This window comes from Streptomyces sp. NPDC041968 (assembly GCF_055589025.1).
Genome location: NZ_JBVJCB010000003.1, coordinates 128278 through 151204, shown reverse-complemented (window position 1 = coordinate 151204; position 22927 = coordinate 128278). Strand labels below are relative to the sequence as shown.

Annotated in this window: 17 protein-coding genes; 8 read left to right on the top strand and 9 right to left on the bottom strand. The window is 71.9% G+C overall.

Annotated features, from left to right (window positions below; genetic code table 11):
- Positions 1-60: 60 nt before the first annotated feature.
- The 3 genes from cydD (at position 61) to ACZ6EG_RS08785 (ending at position 6500) form a co-directional block, all read left to right on the top strand.
- Positions 61-3561 carry a thiol reductant ABC exporter subunit CydD gene (gene cydD, locus ACZ6EG_RS08795; RefSeq protein ID WP_469603515.1) on the top strand — a complete coding sequence of 1167 codons (3501 nt, stop codon included), beginning with the start codon at positions 61-63 and terminating at the stop codon, positions 3559-3561.
- Between the two features lie 80 nt (positions 3562-3641).
- On the top strand, positions 3642-5327 hold the full coding sequence (locus tag ACZ6EG_RS08790) for a GAF domain-containing sensor histidine kinase (protein ID WP_469602869.1): 1686 nt from the start codon (positions 3642-3644) through the stop codon (positions 5325-5327).
- Positions 5328-5450: 123 nt separating this feature from the next.
- Positions 5451-6500 (top strand): M23 family metallopeptidase, encoded by a 1050-nt coding sequence (locus tag ACZ6EG_RS08785; protein ID WP_469602865.1) that lies wholly within the window; start codon positions 5451-5453, stop codon positions 6498-6500.
- Positions 6501-6525: 25 nt separating this feature from the next.
- Here the strand turns inward: ACZ6EG_RS08785 and ACZ6EG_RS08780 are convergent, their stop codons facing one another.
- The 4 genes from ACZ6EG_RS08780 to ACZ6EG_RS08765 form a co-directional block, all read right to left on the bottom strand.
- On the bottom strand, positions 6526-7416 hold the full coding sequence (locus tag ACZ6EG_RS08780; RefSeq protein WP_391971721.1) for a Cof-type HAD-IIB family hydrolase: 891 nt from the start codon (positions 7414-7416) through the stop codon (positions 6526-6528).
- Between the two features lie 48 nt (positions 7417-7464).
- Complete coding sequence (locus ACZ6EG_RS08775; protein ID WP_356602725.1) at positions 7465-8370, bottom strand: LLM class flavin-dependent oxidoreductase; 906 nt, start codon at positions 8368-8370, stop codon at positions 7465-7467.
- A gap of 133 nt (positions 8371-8503) precedes the next feature.
- Positions 8504-9052: an RNA 2'-phosphotransferase gene (locus ACZ6EG_RS08770; protein WP_469602862.1), complete on the bottom strand. Its 549-nt coding sequence runs from the start codon at positions 9050-9052 to the stop codon at positions 8504-8506.
- A gap of 125 nt (positions 9053-9177) precedes the next feature.
- Positions 9178-10935, bottom strand: a complete 1758-nt coding sequence (locus ACZ6EG_RS08765) for an SDR family oxidoreductase (RefSeq protein WP_391971720.1) — start codon at positions 10933-10935, stop codon at positions 9178-9180.
- Between the two features lie 356 nt (positions 10936-11291).
- Between ACZ6EG_RS08765 and ACZ6EG_RS08760 the strand changes: the two genes are divergently transcribed.
- The 5 genes from ACZ6EG_RS08760 (at position 11292) to ACZ6EG_RS08740 (ending at position 15243) form a co-directional block, all read left to right on the top strand.
- On the top strand, positions 11292-12254 hold the full coding sequence (locus tag ACZ6EG_RS08760) for an ABC transporter ATP-binding protein (RefSeq protein WP_391971777.1): 963 nt from the start codon (positions 11292-11294) through the stop codon (positions 12252-12254).
- Entirely contained in the window at positions 12244-13161 is a 918-nt protein-coding gene (locus ACZ6EG_RS08755; RefSeq protein WP_053133779.1) for an ABC transporter permease, read from the top strand. The genes ACZ6EG_RS08760 and ACZ6EG_RS08755 overlap by 11 nt, the downstream gene beginning before the upstream one ends.
- Positions 13158-14069, top strand: coding sequence for an ABC transporter ATP-binding protein (locus ACZ6EG_RS08750; protein WP_366768347.1), 912 nt, complete (start codon positions 13158-13160; stop codon positions 14067-14069). The genes ACZ6EG_RS08755 and ACZ6EG_RS08750 overlap by 4 nt, the downstream gene beginning before the upstream one ends.
- 11 nt (positions 14070-14080) lie before the next feature.
- Positions 14081-14800, top strand: a complete 720-nt coding sequence (locus ACZ6EG_RS08745; protein WP_469602857.1) for an ABC transporter permease subunit — start codon at positions 14081-14083, stop codon at positions 14798-14800.
- Between the two features lie 140 nt (positions 14801-14940).
- Positions 14941-15243, top strand: coding sequence for an SGM_3592 family protein (locus tag ACZ6EG_RS08740; protein WP_469602854.1), 303 nt, complete (start codon positions 14941-14943; stop codon positions 15241-15243).
- A 347-nt stretch (positions 15244-15590) separates the two neighbouring features.
- Here ACZ6EG_RS08740 and ACZ6EG_RS08735 read toward each other — a convergent pair whose 3' ends face one another.
- The 5 genes from ACZ6EG_RS08735 to ACZ6EG_RS08715 all read right to left on the bottom strand — a co-directional run bounded on the left by ACZ6EG_RS08735 (position 15591) and on the right by ACZ6EG_RS08715 (position 22916).
- Positions 15591-16433 (bottom strand): HAD family hydrolase, encoded by an 843-nt coding sequence (locus ACZ6EG_RS08735; RefSeq protein WP_356602739.1) that lies wholly within the window; start codon positions 16431-16433, stop codon positions 15591-15593.
- Entirely contained in the window at positions 16430-17707 is a 1278-nt protein-coding gene (serS, locus tag ACZ6EG_RS08730; protein WP_356602741.1) for a serine--tRNA ligase, read from the bottom strand. The genes ACZ6EG_RS08735 and serS overlap by 4 nt, the downstream gene beginning before the upstream one ends.
- 657 nt (positions 17708-18364) lie before the next feature.
- Complete coding sequence (pheA, locus tag ACZ6EG_RS08725; RefSeq protein ID WP_356602743.1) at positions 18365-19297, bottom strand: prephenate dehydratase; 933 nt, start codon at positions 19295-19297, stop codon at positions 18365-18367.
- A gap of 80 nt (positions 19298-19377) precedes the next feature.
- Entirely contained in the window at positions 19378-20718 is a 1341-nt protein-coding gene (efeB, locus tag ACZ6EG_RS08720) for an iron uptake transporter deferrochelatase/peroxidase subunit (protein ID WP_469602849.1), read from the bottom strand.
- An 8-nt stretch (positions 20719-20726) separates the two neighbouring features.
- On the bottom strand, positions 20727-22916 hold the full coding sequence (locus ACZ6EG_RS08715; protein ID WP_469602846.1) for a copper resistance CopC/CopD family protein: 2190 nt from the start codon (positions 22914-22916) through the stop codon (positions 20727-20729).
- Positions 22917-22927 lie beyond the last annotated feature (11 nt).

Sequence of the window (22927 nt, the reverse complement as noted above, 5' to 3'; positions counted from 1 at the left end):
CGTGGCACAGCGTCGTGTTTCACGTGAAACGCACCTCCGGGACGGGAGGGCATGTTTCACGTGAAACCCATCGATCCACGTCTTCTGCGGTACGCCCGCGCGACCCGGTTCTTCCTGATGGCGGTCGTCGTCCTGGGCGCGGTCGGCGCCGGGCTCCTCGTCGCACAGGCGATGCTCATCGCCGAGGTGGTGGTGGGCGCCTTCCAGCACGGTCTCGCGGTGGCCGAACTCCGCACGCCCGTGCTGCTCCTGGTGGCCGTCGCCTGCGGGCGGGCCCTGGTCGGCTGGCTGACCGAGCTGGCCGCGCACCGAGCGAGCGCGGCGGTGAAGTCGGAGCTGCGGGGCCGGCTGCTGGAGCGGGCGACCGCGCTCGGCCCCGGCTGGCTCAGCGGGCAGCGGACCGGATCGCTGGTCGCGCTGGCCACTCGCGGAGTCGACGCCCTCGACGACTACTTCTCGCGCTATCTGCCGCAACTGGGGCTCGCGGTCGTCGTGCCCGTGGCGGTGCTGGCCCGCATCGTCACCGAGGACTGGGTCTCGGCGGCCATCATCGTCGGCACCCTGCCGCTCATCCCGCTCTTCATGGTGCTGATCGGCTGGGCCACACAGACCCGTATGGACCGACAGTGGCGTCTGCTCTCCCGGCTGTCCGGGCACTTCCTGGACGTGGTCGCGGGGCTGCCGACGCTGAAGGTCTTCGGACGGGCCAAGGCACAGGCCGAGTCGATCAAGCGCATCACCGGCGAGTACCGGCAGGCGACCATGCGGACGCTGCGGATCGCCTTCCTGTCGTCCTTCGCGCTGGAACTGCTCGCCACGCTCTCCGTGGCGCTCGTCGCCGTCACCATCGGCATGCGGCTGGTCCACGGCGACATGGCCCTGTACGACGGTCTGGTGGTCCTCGTGCTCGCGCCCGAGGCCTATCTGCCGCTGCGGCAGGTGGGGGCGCAGTACCACGCGGCGGCCGAGGGGCTCGCCGCCGCCGAGGAGATCTTCGAGGTACTGGAGCGTCCCGTACCGGCGCGGGGGACCGGCCAGGTACCGGCGGACGCTGCCCTGTCCTTCGAGGACGTGACGGTGCGCTATCCCGGACGCGCCGCGGACGCGGTGACGGAGGTGTGCTTCACCGTCCGGCCCGGGGAGACGGTCGCCCTCGTAGGTCCGAGCGGGGCGGGAAAGTCGACGCTGCTCAACGCCCTCCTCGGCTTCGTGCGACCGGCCGGGGGGCGGATCCGCATCGGGGGAGCCGACCTCGACAGCCTTGATCTGGCGCAGTGGCACGCCCGCGTCGCCTGGGTGCCGCAGCACCCGCACCTCTACGCCGGCACCATCGCCGAGAACGTACGGCTGGCCCGGCCGGACGCCGACGACGCCGCCGTACGGCGCGCGCTGCGGGACGCGGGCGCACTGGCGTTCGTGGACGCGTTGCCCGAGGGGACGGGGACGGTGCTCGGGGAGGACGGGGCCGGGCTGTCCGCCGGGCAGCGACAGCGGCTGGCGCTGGCCCGGGCGTTCCTCGCGGACCGGCCGGTCCTGCTCCTCGACGAGCCGACGGCCGCTCTGGACGGGGCCACCGAGGCCGAGGTCGTGGCCGCCGTACGAAGGCTGGCCGAGGGGCGGACGGTCCTGCTGGTGGTGCACCGCCCGGCGCTGCTGGAAGTGGCCGACCGGGTGGTGCGGCTGGAGGAGCCGGCTCCCGCCGTCGCGGCCGACGGCTCTCTGGGAGCACCGGCCGCACGGGCTCTCGACGAGGCATCCGGAAGTACCGTTGCGGTGTCCCCCGGTGCGCCGACCCCTTCGCCGGTGCCTGGAGGCGGTGTCCTCGCCAGGGTGCGCGCGATGTCCGCGGCGCGGCGCGGGCGGCTCGGCCTGGCCCTGCTGCTCGGTAGTGCGGCCCTCGGCAGTGCCGTCGGCCTGATGGCCACCTCCGGATACCTGATCTCGCGGGCCTCCGAGCAGCCGCCCGTGCTCTACCTGATGGTGGCCGTGACGGCCACGCGTGCCTTCGGCATCGGGCGGGCCGTCTTCCGCTACGCCGAGCGGCTCGTGTCGCACGACGCGGTGCTGAGAATGCTCGCCGACACCCGGGTCGCCGTGTACCGGCGACTGGAGCAGCTCGCGCCCGCGGGGCTGCGCCGCAGCCGACGGGGTGACCTGCTGTCCCGGCTGGTCACCGACGTCGACGCGCTGCAGGACTACTGGCTGCGCTGGCTCCTGCCCGCCGCGTCCGCGGTGGTGGTCTCGGCCGCGTCGGTCGGCTTCACGGCGTGGTTGCTGCCGGAGGCCGGCGTAGTGCTGGCGGTGGGGCTGCTGGCGGCCGGAGTCGGCGTCCCGATGGTCACCGGCCTCGTCTCACGCAGGGCCGAGGGCCGACTGGCGCCCGCCCGTGGACTGCTCGCCACCCGGGTGACCGACCTGCTCAGCGGCACCGCCGAGCTGACCGTCGCCGGCGCACTGCCCGCGCGGTCCGCCGAGACGCGCCGGGCGGACGGCGCGCTCACCCGGATCGCCTCGCGCGCCGCCACCGCCACCGCGGTGGGGGACGGGCTCACGGCCCTGGTGTCCGGGCTGACCGTCGCGGGCGCCGCCCTCGTCGGGGTCCAGGCGGTTGCCGATGGGCGGCTCGCCGGGGTGGCCCTGGCCGTCGTCGTGCTGACTCCCCTGGCGGCCTTCGAGGCCGTACTGGGGCTCCCCCTGGCCGTGCAGTACCGGCAGCGCGTGCACCGGAGCGCCGAGCGGGTGTACGAGGTGCTCGACGCCTCCGAGCCCGTACGGGAGCCGGAGGCACCACGGCAGGCGCCCGCGTCACCGTTCCCGGTCGTCCTCAAGGGACTGGCCGCGCGCCACTCCGGGCAGGACCGGGACGCCGTGGCGCAGCTCGACGTGACACTGGCGGAAGGACGCCGTGTCGCCGTGGTCGGGCCGTCCGGGTCCGGCAAGACGACGCTGGCCCAGGTGCTGCTGCGGTTCCTCGACGCGGACGCGGGTTCCTACACGCTGGCCGGTGTCGACGCCTACGCCCTGGCCGGTGACGACGTACGGCGGCTCGTCGGACTGTGTGCCCAGGACGCGCACCTGTTCGACAGCTCGGTGCGCGAGAACCTGCTTCTGGCCCGGAAGGAGGCCACCGAGGACGAGCTACGCGACGCCCTGGCACGAGCCCGGCTGCTGGAGTGGGCCGACAGCCTGCCCGAGGGCCTGGACACGCTGGTCGGGGAGCACGGCGCCCGGTTGTCCGGCGGGCAGCGGCAGCGACTGGCGCTGGCCCGGGCGCTGCTCGCCGACTTCCCGGTCCTGGTGCTGGACGAGCCCGCCGAGCACCTGGACCTGCCGACCGCCGACGCGCTCACCGCCGATCTGCTGGCCGCCACCGAGGGCCGTACGACCTTGCTGATCACGCACCGGCTGGCGGGTCTGGGGGCCGTGGACGAGGTGATCGTGCTGGACGAGGGCCGGGTGGTGCAGCGAGGGACGTACGCGGAGCTGGCCGCGGTGCCGGGACCGCTGCGGGCGATGGCCGAGCGTGAGGCGGCGTCGGAGCTTCTGGTCGGGGCGCGGTGAGGGAAGGTCCGCGCCGACTCCCCCGAAGCTCTCCAGGAATCCGACTTTCCAGGATAAAAAGGTCTCATTAGGCTCGGGGCATGCCTTCTCCAGCACCCTCTCCCGGCACTCCGCAGCCCCGTCAAGGGGCCACGGCCGAGTTCCTGGCACGGGTGCCGAGACTGCTGGACGCGATGCGGTCGGTGGGCAGCGGACTGGAACTGCACTCGACCCTGCACCGGATCTGCGAGACCGCGGCCGACCTGGCGGACGCCCGGTACGCGGCCATCGGCGTCGTGGACGAGGAGGGTGACGGCCTCGCGGCGTTCGTGCACCACGGCGTCGACGAGACGACCGCCCGACGGATCGGCCGTCTGCCCGACGGCCGCAAAGGCCTGCTGGGCGCGCTCATCCGCGACCCGGCGCCGGTCCGGCTCACGGACCTGACCGACGATCCGCGCTCCTGCGGTTTCCCCGAGCACCACCCGCGGATGCGCGGCTTCCTCGGTGTGCCCATCCGCGTCCAGGGCGAGATCTTCGGCAACCTGTACCTGACCGACAAACGGGCCGGAGTACCGTTCGACGACTACGACCTCGCCATGGTCCGGGTCCTGGCCACGGAGGCCGGCATCGCCATCGGCAACGCCCGGCTGTACGAGGCCGCCCAGCAACGGGAGCGCTGGATCGACGGGTCGGTCGCCGTCACCACCGCCCTGCTGTCCGGCGGTGACGTCGACGAGGCCCTCCAGACCGTCGCCGAACAGGCACGCCGGTTGTCCGGAGCGGCGGCCGGCATCGTGCTGCTGCCGGCCGACGGGGGTGGCCTGGAGATCGTGGCCGTGTCGGCGGAGCATCCCGCGGACGTCCTGGGCAGGGTCATCCCGGCGGACAACGGCGTCGTCGGTGAACTCCTCGCCGGACGGTCCGTGTTCGTGGACGACGCCGCCACCGACCGGCGCCTGGAGGCCGGGCCGGTACGCGCCTACGGGCCGATCATGCTGCTGCCCCTGTGCAGGGACGCCCGGGTGCTCGGAGCCCTCGTCATGCCCCGCGCCCGGGGCGAGCGCCCCTTCACGCGAACGGAGCGAGCGCTCGGCGAACGGTTCGCCTCGCAGGCCGCGCTGGCCTTGATGATGGCCGACGCCCAGCGCGACCGGGAACGGCTCGCGGTGTACGAGGACCGCGACCGCATCGCGCGGGACCTGCACGACCTCGTCATCCAGCGGCTGTTCGCCACGGGGATGATGCTGGAGAGCGCTCGGCGTGGCTCCGCCGTCCCCGAGGTGCGTGACCGGGTGGGCGGGGCCGTGGACGAACTCGACGTCACCATCCAGGAGATCCGCTCGGCGATCTTCGCGCTGCGGCAGCCGGCCGATCCACCCACCGGGCTGCGCACCCGAGTGCTACGGGAGGTCGCCCTGGCCGCCGTGCCGCTGGGATTCACGCCCTCGCACCGTTTCGCCGGGCCGGTCGACACCGCCGTCGGCGAGGTGACCGGAAGGAACCTCATCGCGGCGTTGCGCGAGGCTCTGTCCAACGCGTTCCGGCACGCGCACGCCACCCGGATCGAGGTGGCCGTCGATGCTGCGGCGGTCCTGCCGGACGGCCGTCCGGGTGTGCGGCTGTCCGTCGCCGACGACGGAGTCGGGGTCCCGGAGGGCGGTCGGCGCAGCGGCCTGCACAATCTCGAGCGCCGTGCCGAGGCTGTCGGAGGGGTGAGCCGGCTGGGCCCGGGCATCGGCCGGGACGGAGGCGGCACGACGGTGCTGTGGGAGGCCCCGTACTGAGTACTGCCGCCGTGGTGGCTGACCCGGGTGCAGCAGGCGCACTGCTCCGTGTGCGGTAACGGGTCCCCCGATCGTACGAGTCGCATGAGGTCGCGCGCCGGCATCCGGTCCACGATCGCTGGCATGCGCTCACCTCGTCGACATCCGCTGCTCGTTCCGGTGTTGCTGTGCGCGCTCGCCGTGCTCGCGGCCCGCCCCGCCGATGCCATGGACGGGGACGGCGGCTCCGACACCGGTGTCGGAGCACAGGTGGCGCGGCTCTACGAGGACGCGGCCAGGGCCACCGAGCAGTACGAGGACGGGCGGCGCGAGGCGGAGGCGCAGCGGACGAAGGCGCTGGCGTACGAGAAGCGGCTCGACCGGCAGCGGCGGAGGATCGACGCCGTGCACGAGGATCTGGGCCGGATCGCCCGCGCCCAGTACCGCGAGGGCGGCGGACTCCCGTACACCGCGCGGATGCTCCTCGCGGACGATCCGGACGAACTGTTGCGAGGCCGGCGTGCCTTGTCCCGCGCTGATCAGGCCGTCGACAGGGCCATCGGCAAGAGCCTGCGGGCCGAGGCCCGGTTCGCCGCGGACGAGGCCGAGGCGCGGGCGGCCTGGCGGGCCCTGGAGGAACGCAACGCACGGCTCGCGGAGCTGAAGCGGAGCATCGAGGGCAGGCTGGAGGCGGCCCGTTCGCGGCTGGAGGGGCAGGCGGATGCCTCGGTGGCGGCCGGTTCCTGTCCCGGCGCGGTCCGTCTCGATCAGCCCGACGCGCGGCCCAGCCGGTCCTGGGTCGCACCGGTGGAGACGTACGAGCTGTCGGCGTCCTTCGGCAGCGGCGGGGCGAGGTGGGCGAACCGGCACACCGGCCAGGACTTCGCGGTGCCGGTCGGGACTCCGGTGCGATCGGTCGGCGCGGGCCGGGTGGTGACCGTGACGTGCGGCGGCGCCTTCGGAATGCAGGTCGTGGTCCAGCACGCGGGCGGCTACTACACCCAGTACGCCCATCTCGCCGCGGTCGCCGTCGACCAGGGTGAGCGGGTCCGTCCCGGCCAGTGGCTCGGTCAGGCGGGCAGCACGGGGAACTCCACCGGCCCGCACCTGCATTTCGAGGTGCGGGTCACTCCGGAGACGGGCTCGGCGCTCGACCCGGTGCCGTGGTTGGCGCGGCGCGGGGTGGCGCTCTGACGGACGGGAAGGGGCCGCGGGACGGTCACCGGGGAAGGTCCGCCAGGATCCGTTCGATCACGACCGCCACCCCGTCCTCGTTGTTGGCCACCGTCCGTCCCGAGGCGGCGGCGATCACGTCGGGATGCGCGTTGCCCATCGCGTACGACTGCCCTGCCCAGGTGAGCATCTCCACGTCGTTCGGCATGTCGCCGAAGGCGACGACCTCCTCGTGCGAGATGCCGCGCTCGGCACAGCACAGGGCGAGCGTGCTGGCCTTGGACACCTCCGGTCCGCTGATCTCCAGGAGGGCGCTGGGACTGGAGCGGGTGACGTTGGCGCGGTCGCCGACGGCGAGGCGGGCCAGGGTGAGGAATCCGTCGGGGTCCAGCTCGGGGTGGAACGCGAGGATCTTGAGGATCGGCTCGGTGGCGGCGCGCCCGTCCGGCGCGAGGATCTCCTCGGCGGGCAGGAGGTCGTCGGGGACCTCCATGTGCAGCTTCGGGTACGCCGGTTCCTGATGAAAGCCGTACGTCTGCTCGACGGCGTACACCGTGCCGGGCGCCGTCTCGCGCAGCAGCCGTACGACGTCCAGCGCGGTCTCCCGGGCCAGTTCCCGCACCTTGACGAACCGGTGGGTGCCCGGGCCGCCGTGCAGGTCGACCACGGCGGCGCCGTTGCCGCAGATGGCGAGGCCGTGCCCGTGGACGTGGGCGCTGACGACGTCCATCCAGCGGGCGGGGCGGCCGGTGACGAAGAAGACCTCGATGCCCGCCTTCTCGGCGGCGGCCAGCGCGGCGACCGTGCGCGGGGAGACCGACTTGTCGTCGCGCAGCAGGGTGCCGTCGAGATCGGTGGCGATGAGTCGCGGGCGGGTGGCGGCGGTGGAGGGCTCGGGCTGTCGGGTCGCTGAGGTCACCGGCTCATTGTCACGCATATGCCCGCACGTCCGTGCGCGAGTCCGCACATCTGTGAGCCATGGCTCTCATCCCTTCAGCTGGGCCGGCGCCTCCATGGCGATCCGCTCGAAGACCTTCTCGTCCGCCGTGAAGTCGGAGTCCGGGATCGGCCAGTGGACGACCAGCTCCGTGAAGCCCAGGTCCCGGTGGCGTCCGGCGAAGTCGACGAAGGCGTCCACGGACTCCAGCGGGCGACTGCGGTCCGGTGTGAAGCCGGTGAGCAGGACCCTGTCGAGCTCGCCCGCCTCGCGGCCGATCGCGGCACAGGCGTCGGCCAGCTTGTCGGCCTGTCCCCGCAGCGCCCGGTCCGACTGCTCAGGGGTGCCGTCCTCGTACAGCTTCGGGTCTCCGGTGGTCACCCAGGCCTGGCCGTGTCGCGCGGCGAGGCGCAGCCCGCGTGGGCCGGTCGCGGCGACCGCGAACGGCAGCCGGGGACGCTGCACGCATCCCGGGATGTTGCGCGCCTCGTGCGCCGAGTAGAAGTCGCCCTCGTACGAGACGGCGTCCTCGGTCAGCAACCGGTCGAGCAGCGGGAGGAACTCGGCGAGCCGGTCGGCCCGCTCACGCGGCGTCCACGGTTCCTGGCCGAGTGCGGTGGCGTCGAAACCGGTGCCGCCCGCTCCTATGCCGAGGGTGACCCGGCCGCCGGAGATGTCGTCCAGGGAGATCAGCTCCTTGGCGAGCGTCACCGGGTGCCGGAAGTTCGGCGAGGTCACCAGCGTGCCCAGGCGAAGCCGCTCGGTGACCGACGCGGCGGCGGTGAGCGTCGGCACGGCACCGAACCACGGGCCGTCCCGGAAGCTGCGCCAGGAAAGGTGGTCGTAGGTGTACGCGGTGTGGAAACCGAGCTGCTCGGCACGCGTCCAGGTCGAACGGCCGCCGTCGTGCCAGCGGCGGTACGGAAGGATCACGGTGCTCAGACGCAGACTCATACCTCCGAGCCTATGCGGAGCGGCCGCGTTTCACGTGAAACAGCGACGGGCGTCACCGTGGGCGACGGATCGGAAACGGATGGAGGTCGTAGGAGTCCGCGGCCCCGCTGCGGTCGACGCCGGTGGCACGGGATCAGTGCGGAGCGGGAAAGCGCAGATAGCGAGGCGGCACGTGCTTCGTCAGCCAGACACCGTTCGCGCTGAGGTGGAAGACGTGGCCGTCGCGATGCATGGCGGCGGTGTCCACCGTCAGCACGATCGGCCGGCCGCGGCGGGCACCGACCCGGGTCGCGGTCTCGCGGTCCGCCGAAAGGTGCACGTCGTGCCGGTCCATCGCCCTCAGCCCCTCGACGCGGATCGCATCCAGATGCCGGGCGACGGTTCCGTGATAGAGGTACGACGGCGGGATCGCCGCGGCCAGTCCGAGGTCCACGTCGACGCTGTGGCCCTGACTCGCGCGGATGCGGGTGCCCTCGGTCGCGAAGCGCCGTTTGTCGTTGGCGGCGATCACGTGGTCGAGCTCTTCGCGGGTGAAGCGGAAGCCGTGTGCGGCCGCGGCGGCGATCAGCGTGTCGATCTCGACCCATCCGCCGTCGTCGAGGACGAGCCCGATCCTCTCCGGCTGATGGCGCAGATGCTTGGACAGATACTTGGAGACCTTCACGGTGCGTCTGTCGTCCATGTGTTCCTGTGACATGGGGCCAGCCTGCCGACAGCGACACACATCACGCGATCGATTTTGCCGGTGAGGTTTGATCCACAGCCAAGTGCGGTTATCCACAGGCTGGTTGGCCTCCCCTGTGGAAACTACAGCGGCGGCTGCACCCGAGCGAGGCGCCTCAACGCCCCTGGAAGGAAACGAGACACGAGGTGGGCGCCCCGCGCCTCCGGCGTCACCGGGACCACGGCCCGGTCGCGCACGATCGCGTCCAGGACGGCGTCGGCCACCTTCTCCGGCGGGTAGTTGCGCAGACGGTACAGCCGAGCCGTGCGCCGCTGCAGCCGCCGCTCCTCGTCGGCGTCGACGCCGGCGAAGCGTGCCGTCGAGGTGATGCCGGTGTTGACCAGACCGGGGCAGATCGCCGTGACTCCGATCCCCTGCCCGGCCAGCTCGGCGCGCAGGCACTCGCTCAGCATCAGCACGGCCGCCTTGGAGGTGCTGTAGGCCGGCAGGGCCCTGGAGGGCTGGTAGGCGGCGGCCGAGGCGATGTTGACGATGTGACCGCCCTCTCCGCGCTCGGCCATCTGCCTGCCGAACAGGCGGCAGCCGTGGATCACGCCCCACAGATTGACGTCGAGGACCTTCTTCCAGTCCTCCGGCGTGGTGTCGAAGAAGGAGCCCGACAGACCGATCCCGGCGTTGTTCACCAGGACGTCCACCACGCCGTGATCGGCGGCCACCTTGTCGGCGAGCTTCTCCATGGCCTGCTCGTCGGAGACGTCGGTGGTCTCCGCCCAGGCCGCCGTCGCGCCGATCAGGCGGGCCAGCTCCGCGGTGCGGGCGGCCGATTCGGGGTCCCGGTCGACGGCCACCACGCGCGCGCCGGCCTCGGCGAACGCGAGTGCCGTGGCTCGGCCGATGCCGCTGCCCGCTCCGGTGACCAGCACCAACTGGCCGGCGAAGCGATCGGCGTGCGGTCCGTCCGCCGTGGTGGCGGGCCGTCCGGCGTCGACGGCGTCCACGAACTCCGTGATCCAGTCCGCCAGCCGGTCGGGCCGGGTGCGCGGCACCCAGTGCTTGGCGGGCAGCGTGCGGCGGGTCAGCCGCGGAGCCCACAGCTCCAGTCCGTCGTAGAGCCGTTCCGACAGGAACGCGTCGTCGAGAGGCGTGATGAGCTGCACGGGCGCGTGCGCGTAGGCGTCGTCGCGCGGCCGGCGCAGCCGGGGCCGTACGTTGTCGCGGTACAGCCAGGCCCCGTGCGCCGCGTCCGTGGGCAGGGAGGAGGTCGGGTAGTCGCCGCCGGGCACCTTCTCGACGCGGCGGAGGATGCCCGGCCAGCGCTTGCCCAGGGGACCGCGCCAGGCCAGTTCCGGCAGTACGGGCGTATGCAGCAGGTAGACGTACCAGGACTTGGCCCCCTGACCGAGTACCTGGCCGATCCGGCGCGGGGTGGGGCGCCTGAGGCGCTTGCCGATCCAGTGCCCGAAGTGGTCGAGGGACGGGCCGGACATGGAGGTGAAGGAGGCGACGCGGCCCTCGGTGCGCCTGACCGTGACGAACTCCCAGGACTGCACCGAGCCCCAGTCGTGGCCCACCAGATGCACGGGCCGGCCGGGGCTGACGGCGTCCGCCACCGCCAGGAAGTCGTCCGTGAGCTTCTCCAGCGTGAACCCGCCGCGCAGCGGGCTGGGCGCGGTGGACCGGCCGTGGCCCCGCACGTCGTAGAGGACCACGTGGAAGCGGTCGGCGAGGCGGACGGCCACCTCGGACCAGACCTCCTTGCTGTCGGGGTAGCCGTGCACCAGGACGACCGTGGGCCGCAGCGGGTCGCCCAGTTCGGCCACGCACAGCTCGACCCCGCCCGTGTGCACCCAGCGCTCGCGCGCACCCTCCAGCACGGTCATTCCTCCTCCGCCCAGCGCCGCAACTGCGGCAGATCGTGGTCACCGCGGGGGCTGGTGCCCTCTGTCCCTTTGCCACCGGGCCCGTTCGCCACCGGTCTCCTCAGCCGCCGGTCCCCTCCGTCACGGGGCCCGCCCGGCGCGGGCCGTGCCGCTCGCTCGTGACGTGACCTGACGTCGCCGAATCTCCCAGTCGTTAGACCCGGCGTCAATAGGGAGGGGTGCGCGGCGTCGTCCCCCGGGAGTGGCTCTCAGGTACGGGACCCCCTACGGGTCCGTACTACTCGAGTCTGACGTCAAGACGGCTCTGCGGTCTGACGACCTGAGTGGCGGGCGTCACTACTGTCGTCGGTGTGACTGTGATCGCGACCGAAAGCCTGAGCAAGCGGTACCCACGGGTGACCGCGCTCGACCGGCTCTCCGTGGACGTCGGACCCGGTGTGACCGGACTCGTGGGCGCCAACGGCGCCGGCAAGTCCACCCTGATCAAGATCCTGCTGGGTCTGTCTCCCGCCACCGAGGGCCGGGCCGAAGTGCTCGGACTCGATGTCGCCACCAAGGGCGCCGACATCCGCGAGCGAGTCGGCTACATGCCGGAACACGACTGCCTGCCGCCCGACGTCTCGGCCACCGAGTTCGTCGTCCACATGGCGCGCATGTCCGGCCTGCCGCCCACCGCCGCCCGCGAACGGACGGCCGACACCCTGCGCCACGTCGGTCTGTACGAAGAGCGCTACCGGCCCATCGGGGGCTACTCGACCGGCATGAAGCAGCGCGTGAAGCTCGCGCAGGCCCTGGTCCACGACCCTCAGCTGGTCTTCCTCGACGAGCCGACCAACGGCCTCGACCCGGTCGGCCGCGACGAGATGCTCGGCCTCATCCGCCGCATCCACACCGACTTCGGCATCTCCGTCCTGGTCACCTCGCACCTCCTGGGCGAGCTGGAACGCACCTGCGACCACGTGGTCGTCGTGGACGGCGGCAAGCTGCTGCGTTCCAGTTCCACCACGGACTTCACCCAGACCACGACGACCCTCGCGATCGAGGTCACCGACACCGACGCGCACCCCGACGGCACCCGCGCCGTGCGCGACGCGCTCCACGCGCGCGGGGTGACGGTCCAGGACGGCAGCGGCCTGCCCGGCGCCGGCCACGTCCTGCTGCTCACCGCGGCGGGCGAGGAGACCTACGACCTGGTCCGGGACGTCATCGCCGACCTGGGCATCGGCCTGGTGCGGATGGAGCAGCGCCGGCACCACATCTCGGAAGTCTTCACGGACAGCGACGCGGAACGGAAGGAGGCGGTCGGCCATGGCAACTGAGCAGCCCCTGCAGGCACCGGTCACGGTGCCGGTTGACCAGACCCGCATCCACAACATCGGCTACCGCAGCTACGACGGCCCCCGCCTCGGCCGTGCCTACGCCCGCCGTTCGCTGTACTCGCAGTCCCTGCGCGGCGCCTACGGACTGGGCCGCTCGGCCAAGTCCAAGGTGCTGCCGATGCTGTTGCTGGCGGTGATGTGCCTGGTCGCGGGCATCCTGGTCGCCGTCTCCGTCGTCACCAAGGCGAACGACCTGCCCCTCGACTACACGCGCTACGCGGTCGTCCTCCAGGCGGTCATCAGCCTCTACGTCGCCTCGCAGGCCCCCCAGTCCGTCTCCCGCGACCTGCGTTTCAAGACCGTGCCGCTGTACTTCTCACGGCCGATCGAGACCTCCGACTACGTCCGCGCCAAGTACGCGTCGCTGGCCTCGGCCCTGTTCATCCTGACCGCCGCGCCCCTGCTGGTGCTGTACGTGGGCGCGCTGCTCGCCAAACTCGACTTCGCCGACCAGACCAAGGGTTTCGCACAAGGACTCGTCTCCGTGGCACTGCTCTCGCTGCTCTTCGCCGGCCTCGGACTGGTCGTCGCGTCGGTCACCCCGCGCCGAGGGTTCGGCATCGCGGCCGTCATCGCCGTCCTGACCATCACCTACGGCGCGGTCTCCACGCTCCAGGCCATCGCGGACGTCCAGGGCAGCTCCGGAGCCGTCGCATGGATCGGCCTGTTCTCGCCGATCACCCTCATCGACGGCGTGCAGTCCGCCTTCCTCGGCGCCACCTCGTCGTTCCCCGGCGGAGTGGGCCCGAGCAACGGCGAAGGCGCTGTCTACGTCCTCGTCACCCTGGGTCTGATCGCCGGCGCCTACGGACTGCTGGTGCGCCGCTACTCGAAGGTGGGACTGTGACCACGCTGAACATCGACCACGTCTCCCGCTGGTTCGGCAACGTGGTTGCCGTCAACGACATCACGATGACGATCGGCCCCGGAGTCACCGGACTCCTCGGCCCCAACGGCGCGGGCAAGTCCACCCTCATCAACATGATGGGCGGCTTCCTCGCCCCCTCCACCGGCAGCGTCACCCTCGACGGCCAACCGGTCTGGCGGAACGAGGCCATCTACCGGCACATCGGCGTCGTGCCCGAACGCGAGTCGATGTACGACTTCCTCACCGGCCGCGAGTTCGTCCTCGCCAACGCCAGACTGCACGGCCTGGGCGACAAGGCGGCCCAGGAAGCCCTCGCCACCGTGCAGATGGAGTACGCGCAGGACCGGAAGATCGCCACGTACTCCAAGGGCATGCGGCAGCGCGTGAAGATGGCCAGCGCCCTCGTGCACAACCCGTCGCTGCTCCTGCTCGACGAGCCGTTCAACGGCATGGACCCCCGCCAGCGCATGCAGCTGATGGACCTGCTGCGGCGGATGGGGGACGAGGGCCGCACGGTGCTGTTCTCCTCGCACATCCTCGAAGAGGTCGAGCAACTCGCCTGGCACATCGAGGTCATCGTCGCCGGACGGCACGCGGCCAGTGGCGACTTCCGCAAGATCCGCCGCCTGATGACCGACCGGCCGCACCGCTACCTGGTGCGTTCCAGCGACGACCGCGCCCTCGCGGCGGCGTTGATCGCTGACCCGTCGACGTCCGGCATCGAGGTCGATCTCGCCGAGGGCGCCCTGCGCATCCAGGCCGTCGACTTCGGCCGGTTCACGGCCCTGCTGCCGAAGGTCGCCCGCGACCACGGCATCCGGTTGCTCACGGTCTCGCCGTCCGACGAGTCGCTCGAGTCCGTCTTCTCGTATCTCGTCGCGGCGTAGGAGGCCGAAGAATGTACGACCCCACAGTCGCCAGGCTCACCTATCGAGCCCTGCTCGGCCGCCGCCGGGCCCTCATCCTGGGCGTGCTGCCCCTGCTGCTGCTCGTCATCGCCGTGGCGGTGCGCGCCCTCGCCGGAGCCGACGACCAGACGGCGGCGGACGTGCTGGGCGGGTTCGCCCTCGCCACCATGGTGCCGATCATCGGTGTCATCGCAGGCACCGGTGCCATCGGCCCCGAGATCGACGACGGCTCGGTGGTGTACCTGCTGTCCAAGCCGATCAAGCGGCCGACGATCGTCTTCACCAAGCTGATCGTCGCCATAGCGGTGACGATGGTCTTCTCCGCCGTGCCGACCCTGCTGGCCGGCCTGATCCTCAACGGCAACGGCCAGCAGATCGCCGTCGCCTACACGATCGCCGCGCTGGTCGCCTCCATCGCCTACGCCGCGCTCTTCCTGCTCCTGGGCACCGTGTCCCGGCACGCGGTGGTCCTCGGGCTCGTCTATGCGCTCGTCTGGGAGGCGCTGTTCGGCTCCCTGGTACCCGGTGCCCGCACCCTGAGCGTCCAGCAGTGGTCGCTGGCCGTGGCCCAGAAGGTCGCCGACGGGAACCTGGTGACCTCCGACGTCGGTCTGCTGACCGCGACGGTGCTGCTGGCCGGGGTCACCGTGCTCGCCACCTGGTACGCCGGCCAGAAGCTGCGGACGCTGACGCTCGCCGGGGAGGAGTGACCGGCCTCCGGTTCTGACGGGGCCTTCGTCCCGGCCCGGACACACTGGGCCGGGGATGCCCGCGGAAGAACGCCGTGCGGACGCGCCGCGCGGGACCCTTCGTGCAGGACACACGGCGACGCAGGGCCGGGAGGACCGGGATGGCGGGCCAGACACCTCAGCAGGACGGCCGCGGAGAACCGAGGGATGGGTCCCGGGACACCACCGGGGGCACCACCGGGGACGGTACGGGGACCGGCGCCGGTGACGACACCTGGGACGGCCTCGTCCTGGACGAGGAGTTCGTCCGCGGCGCAGGGACCTCCGAGCCGTCGGCACGCGTCCGCATGCTCGCCGCCCGCTGGCGCCGTGAGAGACCGGAGCCGCAGCCGTGGCGTTCCGACGAGGAGCCCGCCGGATGGTTCTTCAGCAAGGGACGGCGCCGCAGGTGGCGCAGGCGGTAGGCGGCGTACGTCCGGTTTTAATCGGTGGCGCCCCGCTTTCCGTACCGGCACTGTGGTGCCTGCACGAGGCCGGGCGGCGCCGCCGCATCGGGCGGCCGCTTCGAGCACGCGAGACGCCTCGCGTGGGCCGACCGACGGGGACGTCGGTGCCGCCCGGACCGTGCGACGAGGGCCGCGACCGCGCGGTCGCCGACTTCAGAGCTGGGCGAGCGGACCCGAAGCCGTGACGCCGCGACCCCATCCAGCCCCGAGCCGACTCGGACCGGGCGGACTCGGACGCGTCGGACTCAGGCCGGGCAGGAGCAGACGCGTCGGACTCGGGTGGGGCGGGATCAGGTGCGTAGGGCTCAGGCCGCCAAGCGTTCCAGTACCACCGCGATGCCGTCCTCGTCGTTCGAGGACGTCACCTCGTCGGCCACCGCCTTCAGCTCGGCGTGGGCGTTGGCCATCGCCACACCCCGGGCGGCCCAGCCGAACATCGGTACGTCGTTGGGCATGTCACCGAACGCGATCGTGTCCGCGGCCTTCAGACCGAGTCGGCGTGCCGCCAGCGACAGGCCGGTGGCCTTGGACAGGCCGAGGGGGAGCAGCTCGACGATGCCCGCGCCGGCCATGACGACCGTGACGAAGCCGCCCGCGGTGCGCCGGGCAGCCTCGGCCAGTTCGTCGTCGGACAGCGTCGGATGCTGGATGTAGATCTTGTTGAGCGGCGCCGACCACAGGTCCGAGGCGTCGGTGAAGGGCACCGCCGGCAGATCGCCCCCGACCGCGTAGCCCGGGCCGACCAGGACGTCGCCGTCCAGTCCGTCGCGGCTCGCCGCCAGGTACAGCGGACCGGTCTCCGCCTCGATCTTGGCCAGTGCCACCCCGGCCAGCTGGCGGTCCAGCGTGACCGAGGTCAGCAGGCGGTGCTCTCCGGCGTGGTAGACCTGGGCGCCCTGTCCGCAGACGGCCAGGCCGTTGTAACCGAGGTCGTCGAGGATGTGCCGGGTCCACGGGACCGCGCGGCCGGTGACCACGATGTGGGCGGCGCCGGCCTCGGTGGCCGCGGCCAGCGCGTCCCGGGTGCGGCGCGAGATCGTGTCGTCACTGCGCAGCAGCGTGCCGTCGAGGTCGGTCGCGACCAGCCGGTACGGGAAGCCGGCGGCGGAACCGGTGCCGGGACCCGTGGCGGAGGCGGTGTCGGTCACTTCGCCACCGGTTCCAGGACCTCTCGGCCGCCCAGGTAAGGGCGCAGCACCTCGGGCACGCGCACCGAACCGTCGGCCTGCTGGTGGTTCTCCAGGATCGCCACGATCGTGCGCGGTACGGCGCACAGCGTGCCGTTCAGCGTGGCCAGGGGACGCACCTTCTTGTCCTCGCGGACACGGATGGACAGCCGGCGCGACTGGAACTCGGTGCAGTCCGAGGTAGAGGTCAGCTCGCGGTACTTGCCCTGGGTCGGGATCCAGGCCTCGCAGTCGTACTTGCGGGCGGCCGAGGAGCCCAGGTCGGCCGAGGCGACGTCGATGACCCGGAACGGCAGCTCCAGCGAGGTCAGCCACTGCTTCTCCCACTCCAGCAGGCGCTGGTGCTCCGCCTGCGAGTCCTCGGGGAGGACGTAGGAGAACATCTCGACCTTGTCGAACTGGTGGACGCGGAAGATGCCCCGGGTGTCCTTGCCGTGCGAGCCCGCCTCGCGGCGGAAGCAGGGGGAGAAGCCGGCGTAGCGCAGCGGCAGGCGGTCGGCGTCCAGGATCTCGTCCATGTGGTACGCGGCGAGCGGTACCTCGGACGTGCCGACCAGATACAGGTCGTCCTTGTCGAGGTGGTAGACGTCCTGGGCGGCCTGGCCCAGGAAGCCGGTACCGGCCATCGACTGCGGGCGGACCAGGGCCGGCGTCAGCATCGGCGTGAAGCCGGCCGCCGTGGCCTGGGCGATCGCCGCGTTGACCAGGGCGAGCTCCAGCAGCGCACCGACGCCGGTGAGGAAGTAGAAGCGCGAGCCGGAGACCTTGGCGCCGCGCTCCACGTCGATGGCGCCGAGCAGTTGGCCGAGCTCCAGGTGGTCCCGGGGCTCGAAGCCCTCGGCGGCGAAGTCCCGGTGCGTGCCGTGCGTCTCCAGGGTGACGAAGTCCTCCTCGCCGCCGACGGGAACGTCGGGGTGGACGAGGTTGCCCAGCCGCTGGAGCAGCTCCTGGGTCTCGGCGTCGGCGGCGTCACGCTCGGCGTCGGCCGCCTTGACGTCGGCGGCGAGCTGGCTCGCCCGCTTCAGCAGCTCGGCCTTCTCGTCCCCGGAGGCCTTGCCGATGAGCTTGCCGAGGCCCTTCTGCTCGTTGCGCAGCTCGTCGAAGCGGACGCCGGACGACCTGCGCCGCTCGTCGGCAGACAGGAGGGAGTCGACGAGCGCGACATCCTCTCCACGGGCGCGCTGCGACGCGCGCACACGGTCGGGGTCCTCACGGAGCAGGCGAAGGTCAATCACGTGCTCAAGGCTACCGGTGTGTGGTGACGGCTCTCGACTCACTATCGCCGATCGCGGTTCTCGCGTTCCGTGATGGGGGAATTGTGTGTTGTGCTCCTTGTGTCTCACCTGGTCAAGGGAAATGGCCGAGATCCCTGGAACGAGGCAGTCGTCGGGGGCTCGGTTGACCGGATTTCCTTGCGCGGAAGGGGACTTGGCGGAGCGGCTGTCCACAGGGATTCACGGTCGGGAAAAGTTATCCACAGGCTGTGCGAAAGATCTGTGGACTCCACGGAAGGGGCCGTTCCTCACGTGGAGGCGGGTACTCCAAACCCTCTCCGCCCTCACTTTCGAGTGGAAACGGGACGCTCGGCGTCACTCCGGAGGATGGCGGGCAAGAAGCAGGTGGACGAAGGGCGGCCTGGGCGCCTATGGAGGGGCAAAGAGGGCGAAGACGGATTTGTCGACTGAATCCCCCTGGGTTGTCGACTTGTCCCCAGGTCGAGAAGCGGACCTGTGGATAACTTCTGTGGACAACGAAAATCAGCAGGTATCACCGGCCGATCACAACCGTCGGAACCGGCCGATCACAACCGCCAGGACTGGCCGATCGCAGCCGCCAGGACCGGGCCGATCGCAGCCGTCGGAAGCGCCCGCTCGCAGGGCTGCCCGCAGCCGTCAGAACCGGCCGTCCTGGCAGCGCGCCACCCAGTCCGCCGCCGCCACGAAGTCCTCGTCCGAGGTGCCCGGCCGCAGCGCGTCCACATCCGCCGCCTCGACCTCCGCCCGCGGGTACGACCCGAGGTAGCGCACCTGGAGGCACGTCCGCTTGAGGCCCATCAGAGCATCGGCGACCCGGCGGTCGGAGATGTGCCCCTCGGCGTCGATGCAGAAGCAGTAGTGACCGATACCGGCACCGGTGGGCCGGGACTGGAGCAGCATCAGGTTGATGCCCCGGGTGGCGAACTCGCCGAGCAGGTCGCGCAGGCCACCGGGATGGTCGTCGCGCTGCCAGAGCACGACGGAGGTCTTGTCCGCACCGGTCGGTGCGGCGGGCCTGGCGGGCCGGCCCACCAGAACGAACCGGGTCTGGGCGTTCTCCGCGTCGTGGATGTCGGCTTCCAGGACTTCCAGGCCGTAGCGCTCCGCGGCGAACTCGCCGGCGAAGGCCGCGTCGTACCGCCCCTCCTGCACCAGGCGCGCGCCGTCCGCGTTGGAGGCCGCCGACTCCCACGCGACGTCGGGGAGGTGCGCCTTGAGCCAGTTGCGGACCTGGGGCTGGGCGGCCGGGTGGGCGGTGACCGTCTTGATCTCCGACAGCTTGGTGCCGGGGCGGACCAGCAGCGCGAAGGTGATGGACAGCAGCACCTCGCGGTAGATCATCAACGGCTGGCCGGCGACCAGCTCGTCGAGGGTGGTGGTGATGCCGCCCTCGACGGAGTTCTCGATCGGCACGAACGCGGCCTCGGCCTCGCCGGTGCGCACCGCGTCGAGCGCGGACTGGACGGACACGTACGGGACCAACTCACGGGTCGCCGTCTCCGGAAGTGTGCGCAGGGCGACTTCGGTGAAGGTGCCTTCAGGGCCGAGATACGCGTAACTGGCTGGCATGTCCTCACCCTAATGGGCCCGGGGAGAGCGGGCTCACGCGTCTCGCGCACGCCCTCCCCCGGGGTGATTCCGGGCCGGATTCACCCCTCCAGAAGGCGCTGCCCCACGTACTCTCCCTCCGCCGCACCGCCCGGGACGGCGAAGAGCCCGCTCGCCTCGTGCCGGATGAACGGCGACAGCGCGTCCCCCCGGTCCAGCTTGCGCTGCACCGGCACGAAGCCGCGCAGGGGGTCCGCCTGCCAGCAGACGAAGAGCAGGCCCGCGTCGGGTACGCCGTCGGCGTCGAACCCGTCGTGGTACGAGAAGGGGCGGCGGACCATGGCCGCGCCGCCGTTCTGATCGGGGCGCGTGATGCGGGCATGGGCGTTGATCGGCACGATCAGGTTCCCGTTCCGGTCCGTCTTCTCCAGGTCCATCTCGGTCGCCTCGGTGCCCCCGGACAGGGGCGCACCGTCGGACTTGCGGCGCCCGATGACGTCCTCCTGGGCCTTGGCCGAGAGCTGCTCCCAGTCGTCGAGGAGCATCCGGATGCGGCGTACGACGGCGTAGGAGCCGTTCGCCATCCACGCCTGCTCGGTCTTTCCGGGCTGTCCCGTCTGGCCGGGCTGTCCGGGGACGAAGATCCGCTCGTCGAAGTCGGGCTCGTCCGGTTTCGGGTTGCGGGTGCCGTCGACCTGGCCCATGAGGTTGCGGGTCGTCATGGGACGGGCGGTGGCGCCGGGCGAGCGGTTGAAGCCGTTCATCTGCCAGCGGACGCGGGCGGCCGAGCCGGCGTCACGCTGGATCGCACGCAGGGCGTGGAAGGCCACCAGGGCGTCGTCGGCGCCGATCTGCACCCAGAGATCACCGTTGCTGCGGTTCTTGTCGAGGTGATCGGAGGAGAAGTCGGGCAGCGGGTCGAGGGCGACCGGACGCTGCTTCTCCAGGCCGGTCCGGCCGAAGAAGCTGTGCCCGAATCCGAAGGTGACGGTCAGCGAGGAGGGCCCCGCGTCACGGGCCACGTCCGTGTCACGGGTTCCGGCCGGTTCGCCCGCCATCAGGCGCCGTGCGGTGTCGGACCAGCGGCGCAGCAGCGCGGCGGCCTCCTTGCGCCCGGCGCCCGCCGTCAGGTCGAAGGCGATGAGGTGGCCGCAGGCCTGCGTCGGCGTGGTGATGCCGGGCTGATGTTTCCCGTGAAACATCACCTCCTCGCTGCCCAGCGAGGTGAGCGGCGTGGCCGCGGAGGAAGGAGCGGCGGCGTATCCCGCGGCGGCGCCCGCCGTGCCGAGCACGAGCCCGGTGGCACCGGCGGTGCCGAGCAGTCGCCGCCGGGAGATGCCGTCGCGGGGAGTCGTGTTCGCGGAGTCGAGGGGCTCGGGCCCGCCGGGCGCCTCGCGGGGCGCGCCGGGGGCTCGGGTCTCCGGGGTGGACTGGTCAGCCATGGTGCGGTTCAGCCGATCTGCGCGTTCTTGGAGACGGTCACCTGGTCGATGTCGGAGGTCCGTACGGTGACGGCGACCTCCCAGTCGCCGGCCATCGGAACTTGCACTCCGCTCGCCGACCAGTGTCCGGTGGTGATGTGGTCGGGGGCTACGGGCAGGGGCCCGACACCCTTGTCCTTCAGAGTGAAGGCGATCTTCACCTCGGGGACGTCGAAGGCGCTGCCGTTCGACCGCTCGACGTAGAGGTGCAGGTCGTTGGCGCCCACGCGCGCGGGGTCGAGTTCGACGCGCACGACGCCCTTGCCGTTCCGGCTGCCGGTGTCGAAGGGCATGTCCAGGGTCACCGCTCCGGTGGAGGGGACCGGTACGGAGGTGGAGGAGGCGGTGCCGGCGGCCGCGGCTTCCTGCTCGGTCCTGCCCGGCTCGGTCTGGGTGAGGATGGTGGTCACGACGAGCAGGACGACGGCGACGCCCGCCTCGGCGAGTACGGAGCGCCGCAGTCCGAAGCGGTCCGGATCGGCATCCCGCTGCCGCTTCTGCCGGGCGGCGTCCACGGCCGCACGCTGCCGCGCCAGCTGGGCGGCACGTTGTGAGGAACCCGGTCCCTTCGACGTCCCGGACGTCTTCTGGGAGCCGTTGGCCGTCTCGGGCGTCTTCTGGGAGCCGTTCGCCGGCCCGGACGTCTCGGGGGACCCCTTCGACGTCCCCGACGTCCCCGACGTCCCCGACGTCTTCCCGCTGCTCTTCGGCGCCGCGGCCGGCTGCTCGGCGTCCTTCGGTGTCCCGGATGCCTGCTCGGCCGTCTTCGAGGACCGGGCGGACGTCTTGGCGGTCGTCGACAGCGCGGACGCCGTCTCGCCGGTCTTCGACGCCCCGGATGCCGTTCCGGAGGCCCGCGCCTTGTCGGTCGTGCGGCCGGTGGACGCCCCGACCCGCTCCTTCTCCCGCTGACGGACCACCGCGGGCGCCGCCCCCGCCAGCCGCGCCGTCCACCGGCGCGAGAAGGAGGCGATGCCCACCAGCACGGCCACGAGCCCGATCTTGAGGAGGAGCAGCTGCCCGTACCGCGTGTCGGTGAAGGCCGTCCACGAGCCCAGCTGACGCCATGACTGGTAGGTGCCCGTCGCCACCAGCGCGACCACGCTACTGAAGGCGACGCGCGAGAACCGGCGTACGGCCGAGGCGGGGACCGGGGTGTCCGCGGGCGCCCGGTACAGGGCGACGAGCAGGGTGGTGAGCCCGCCGAGCCACGCGGCGACGGCGAGCAGGTGGACGACGTCGACGGGCATGGCGAGTCCGGCCTGGAGGCCGACGGAGGCGTGCTCGGACATCGCCCAGGTGGCCGCGAGGCCCGCCGCCACGACCGCCCCGCCCACCGCGAGCCCGAAGGTGAGGTCCCGCTTCTCCTCGTCCTCCCGCTTGTCGTAGGCACCGAAGAGCACGGCGACGAACAGCGCGGCCGCCGCGAGCAGCAGCAGCCGGGAGACCAGTGAGGCGCCGGTCTTGGTCTGCAGCACCTCGCCGAGCAGGCTCAGGTCGAAGACGTCGCCGACCTTCCCGGAGCCGGTGTACGAACCGCGCAGCAGGAGCAGCAGCAGGGTGGCGGCGGTCAACGCGAGCCACCCGGCGACCACCAGCCGCTGCACCACCCGTACCCCCGACCCCCGCGACCAGCAGGCGAGGACGAAGGCGGCACCGCCCACCAGCACGGTGAACCCGGCGTAGGACACGTACCGCCCGATGCCGTACAGCCAGCCGACCACCCCGCCGCCGGCCTCCGTGCCGTAGACCGAGACGGAGGTCTCGGACGGGGCGCCGATGGAGAAGGTGTAGGCGCCGGCGACGGGATGGCTGTCGGCGGAGACGACCTGGTAGGTCACGGTGTACGTGCCGTCGGGCAGCCCGGCGTGCAGTTTCACCGTGTACGTCGTGCCGCCCGTGCCGGACGGACCGCCGTCGTCGACGCGCTTGCCCTGGGGGTCGAAGACGCGCAGCGAGTCGTCGTCCATGGAGACCGACTCGGAGAAGGTGACCGACACATGGGCCGGTGCCTTGTCGACCACCGCCCCCTGCCGGGGGTCGCTGCCGGTCAGCGCGGCGTGTGCGGAGGCCGGACCGGCGCCGGCGAGCAGCGCGCAGGCCGCGGCCAGGAGCAGCAGCACCAGGGTCCGGACGCGTGGGGCGATGGTCTGCGTCAAGGTGGTCCCTC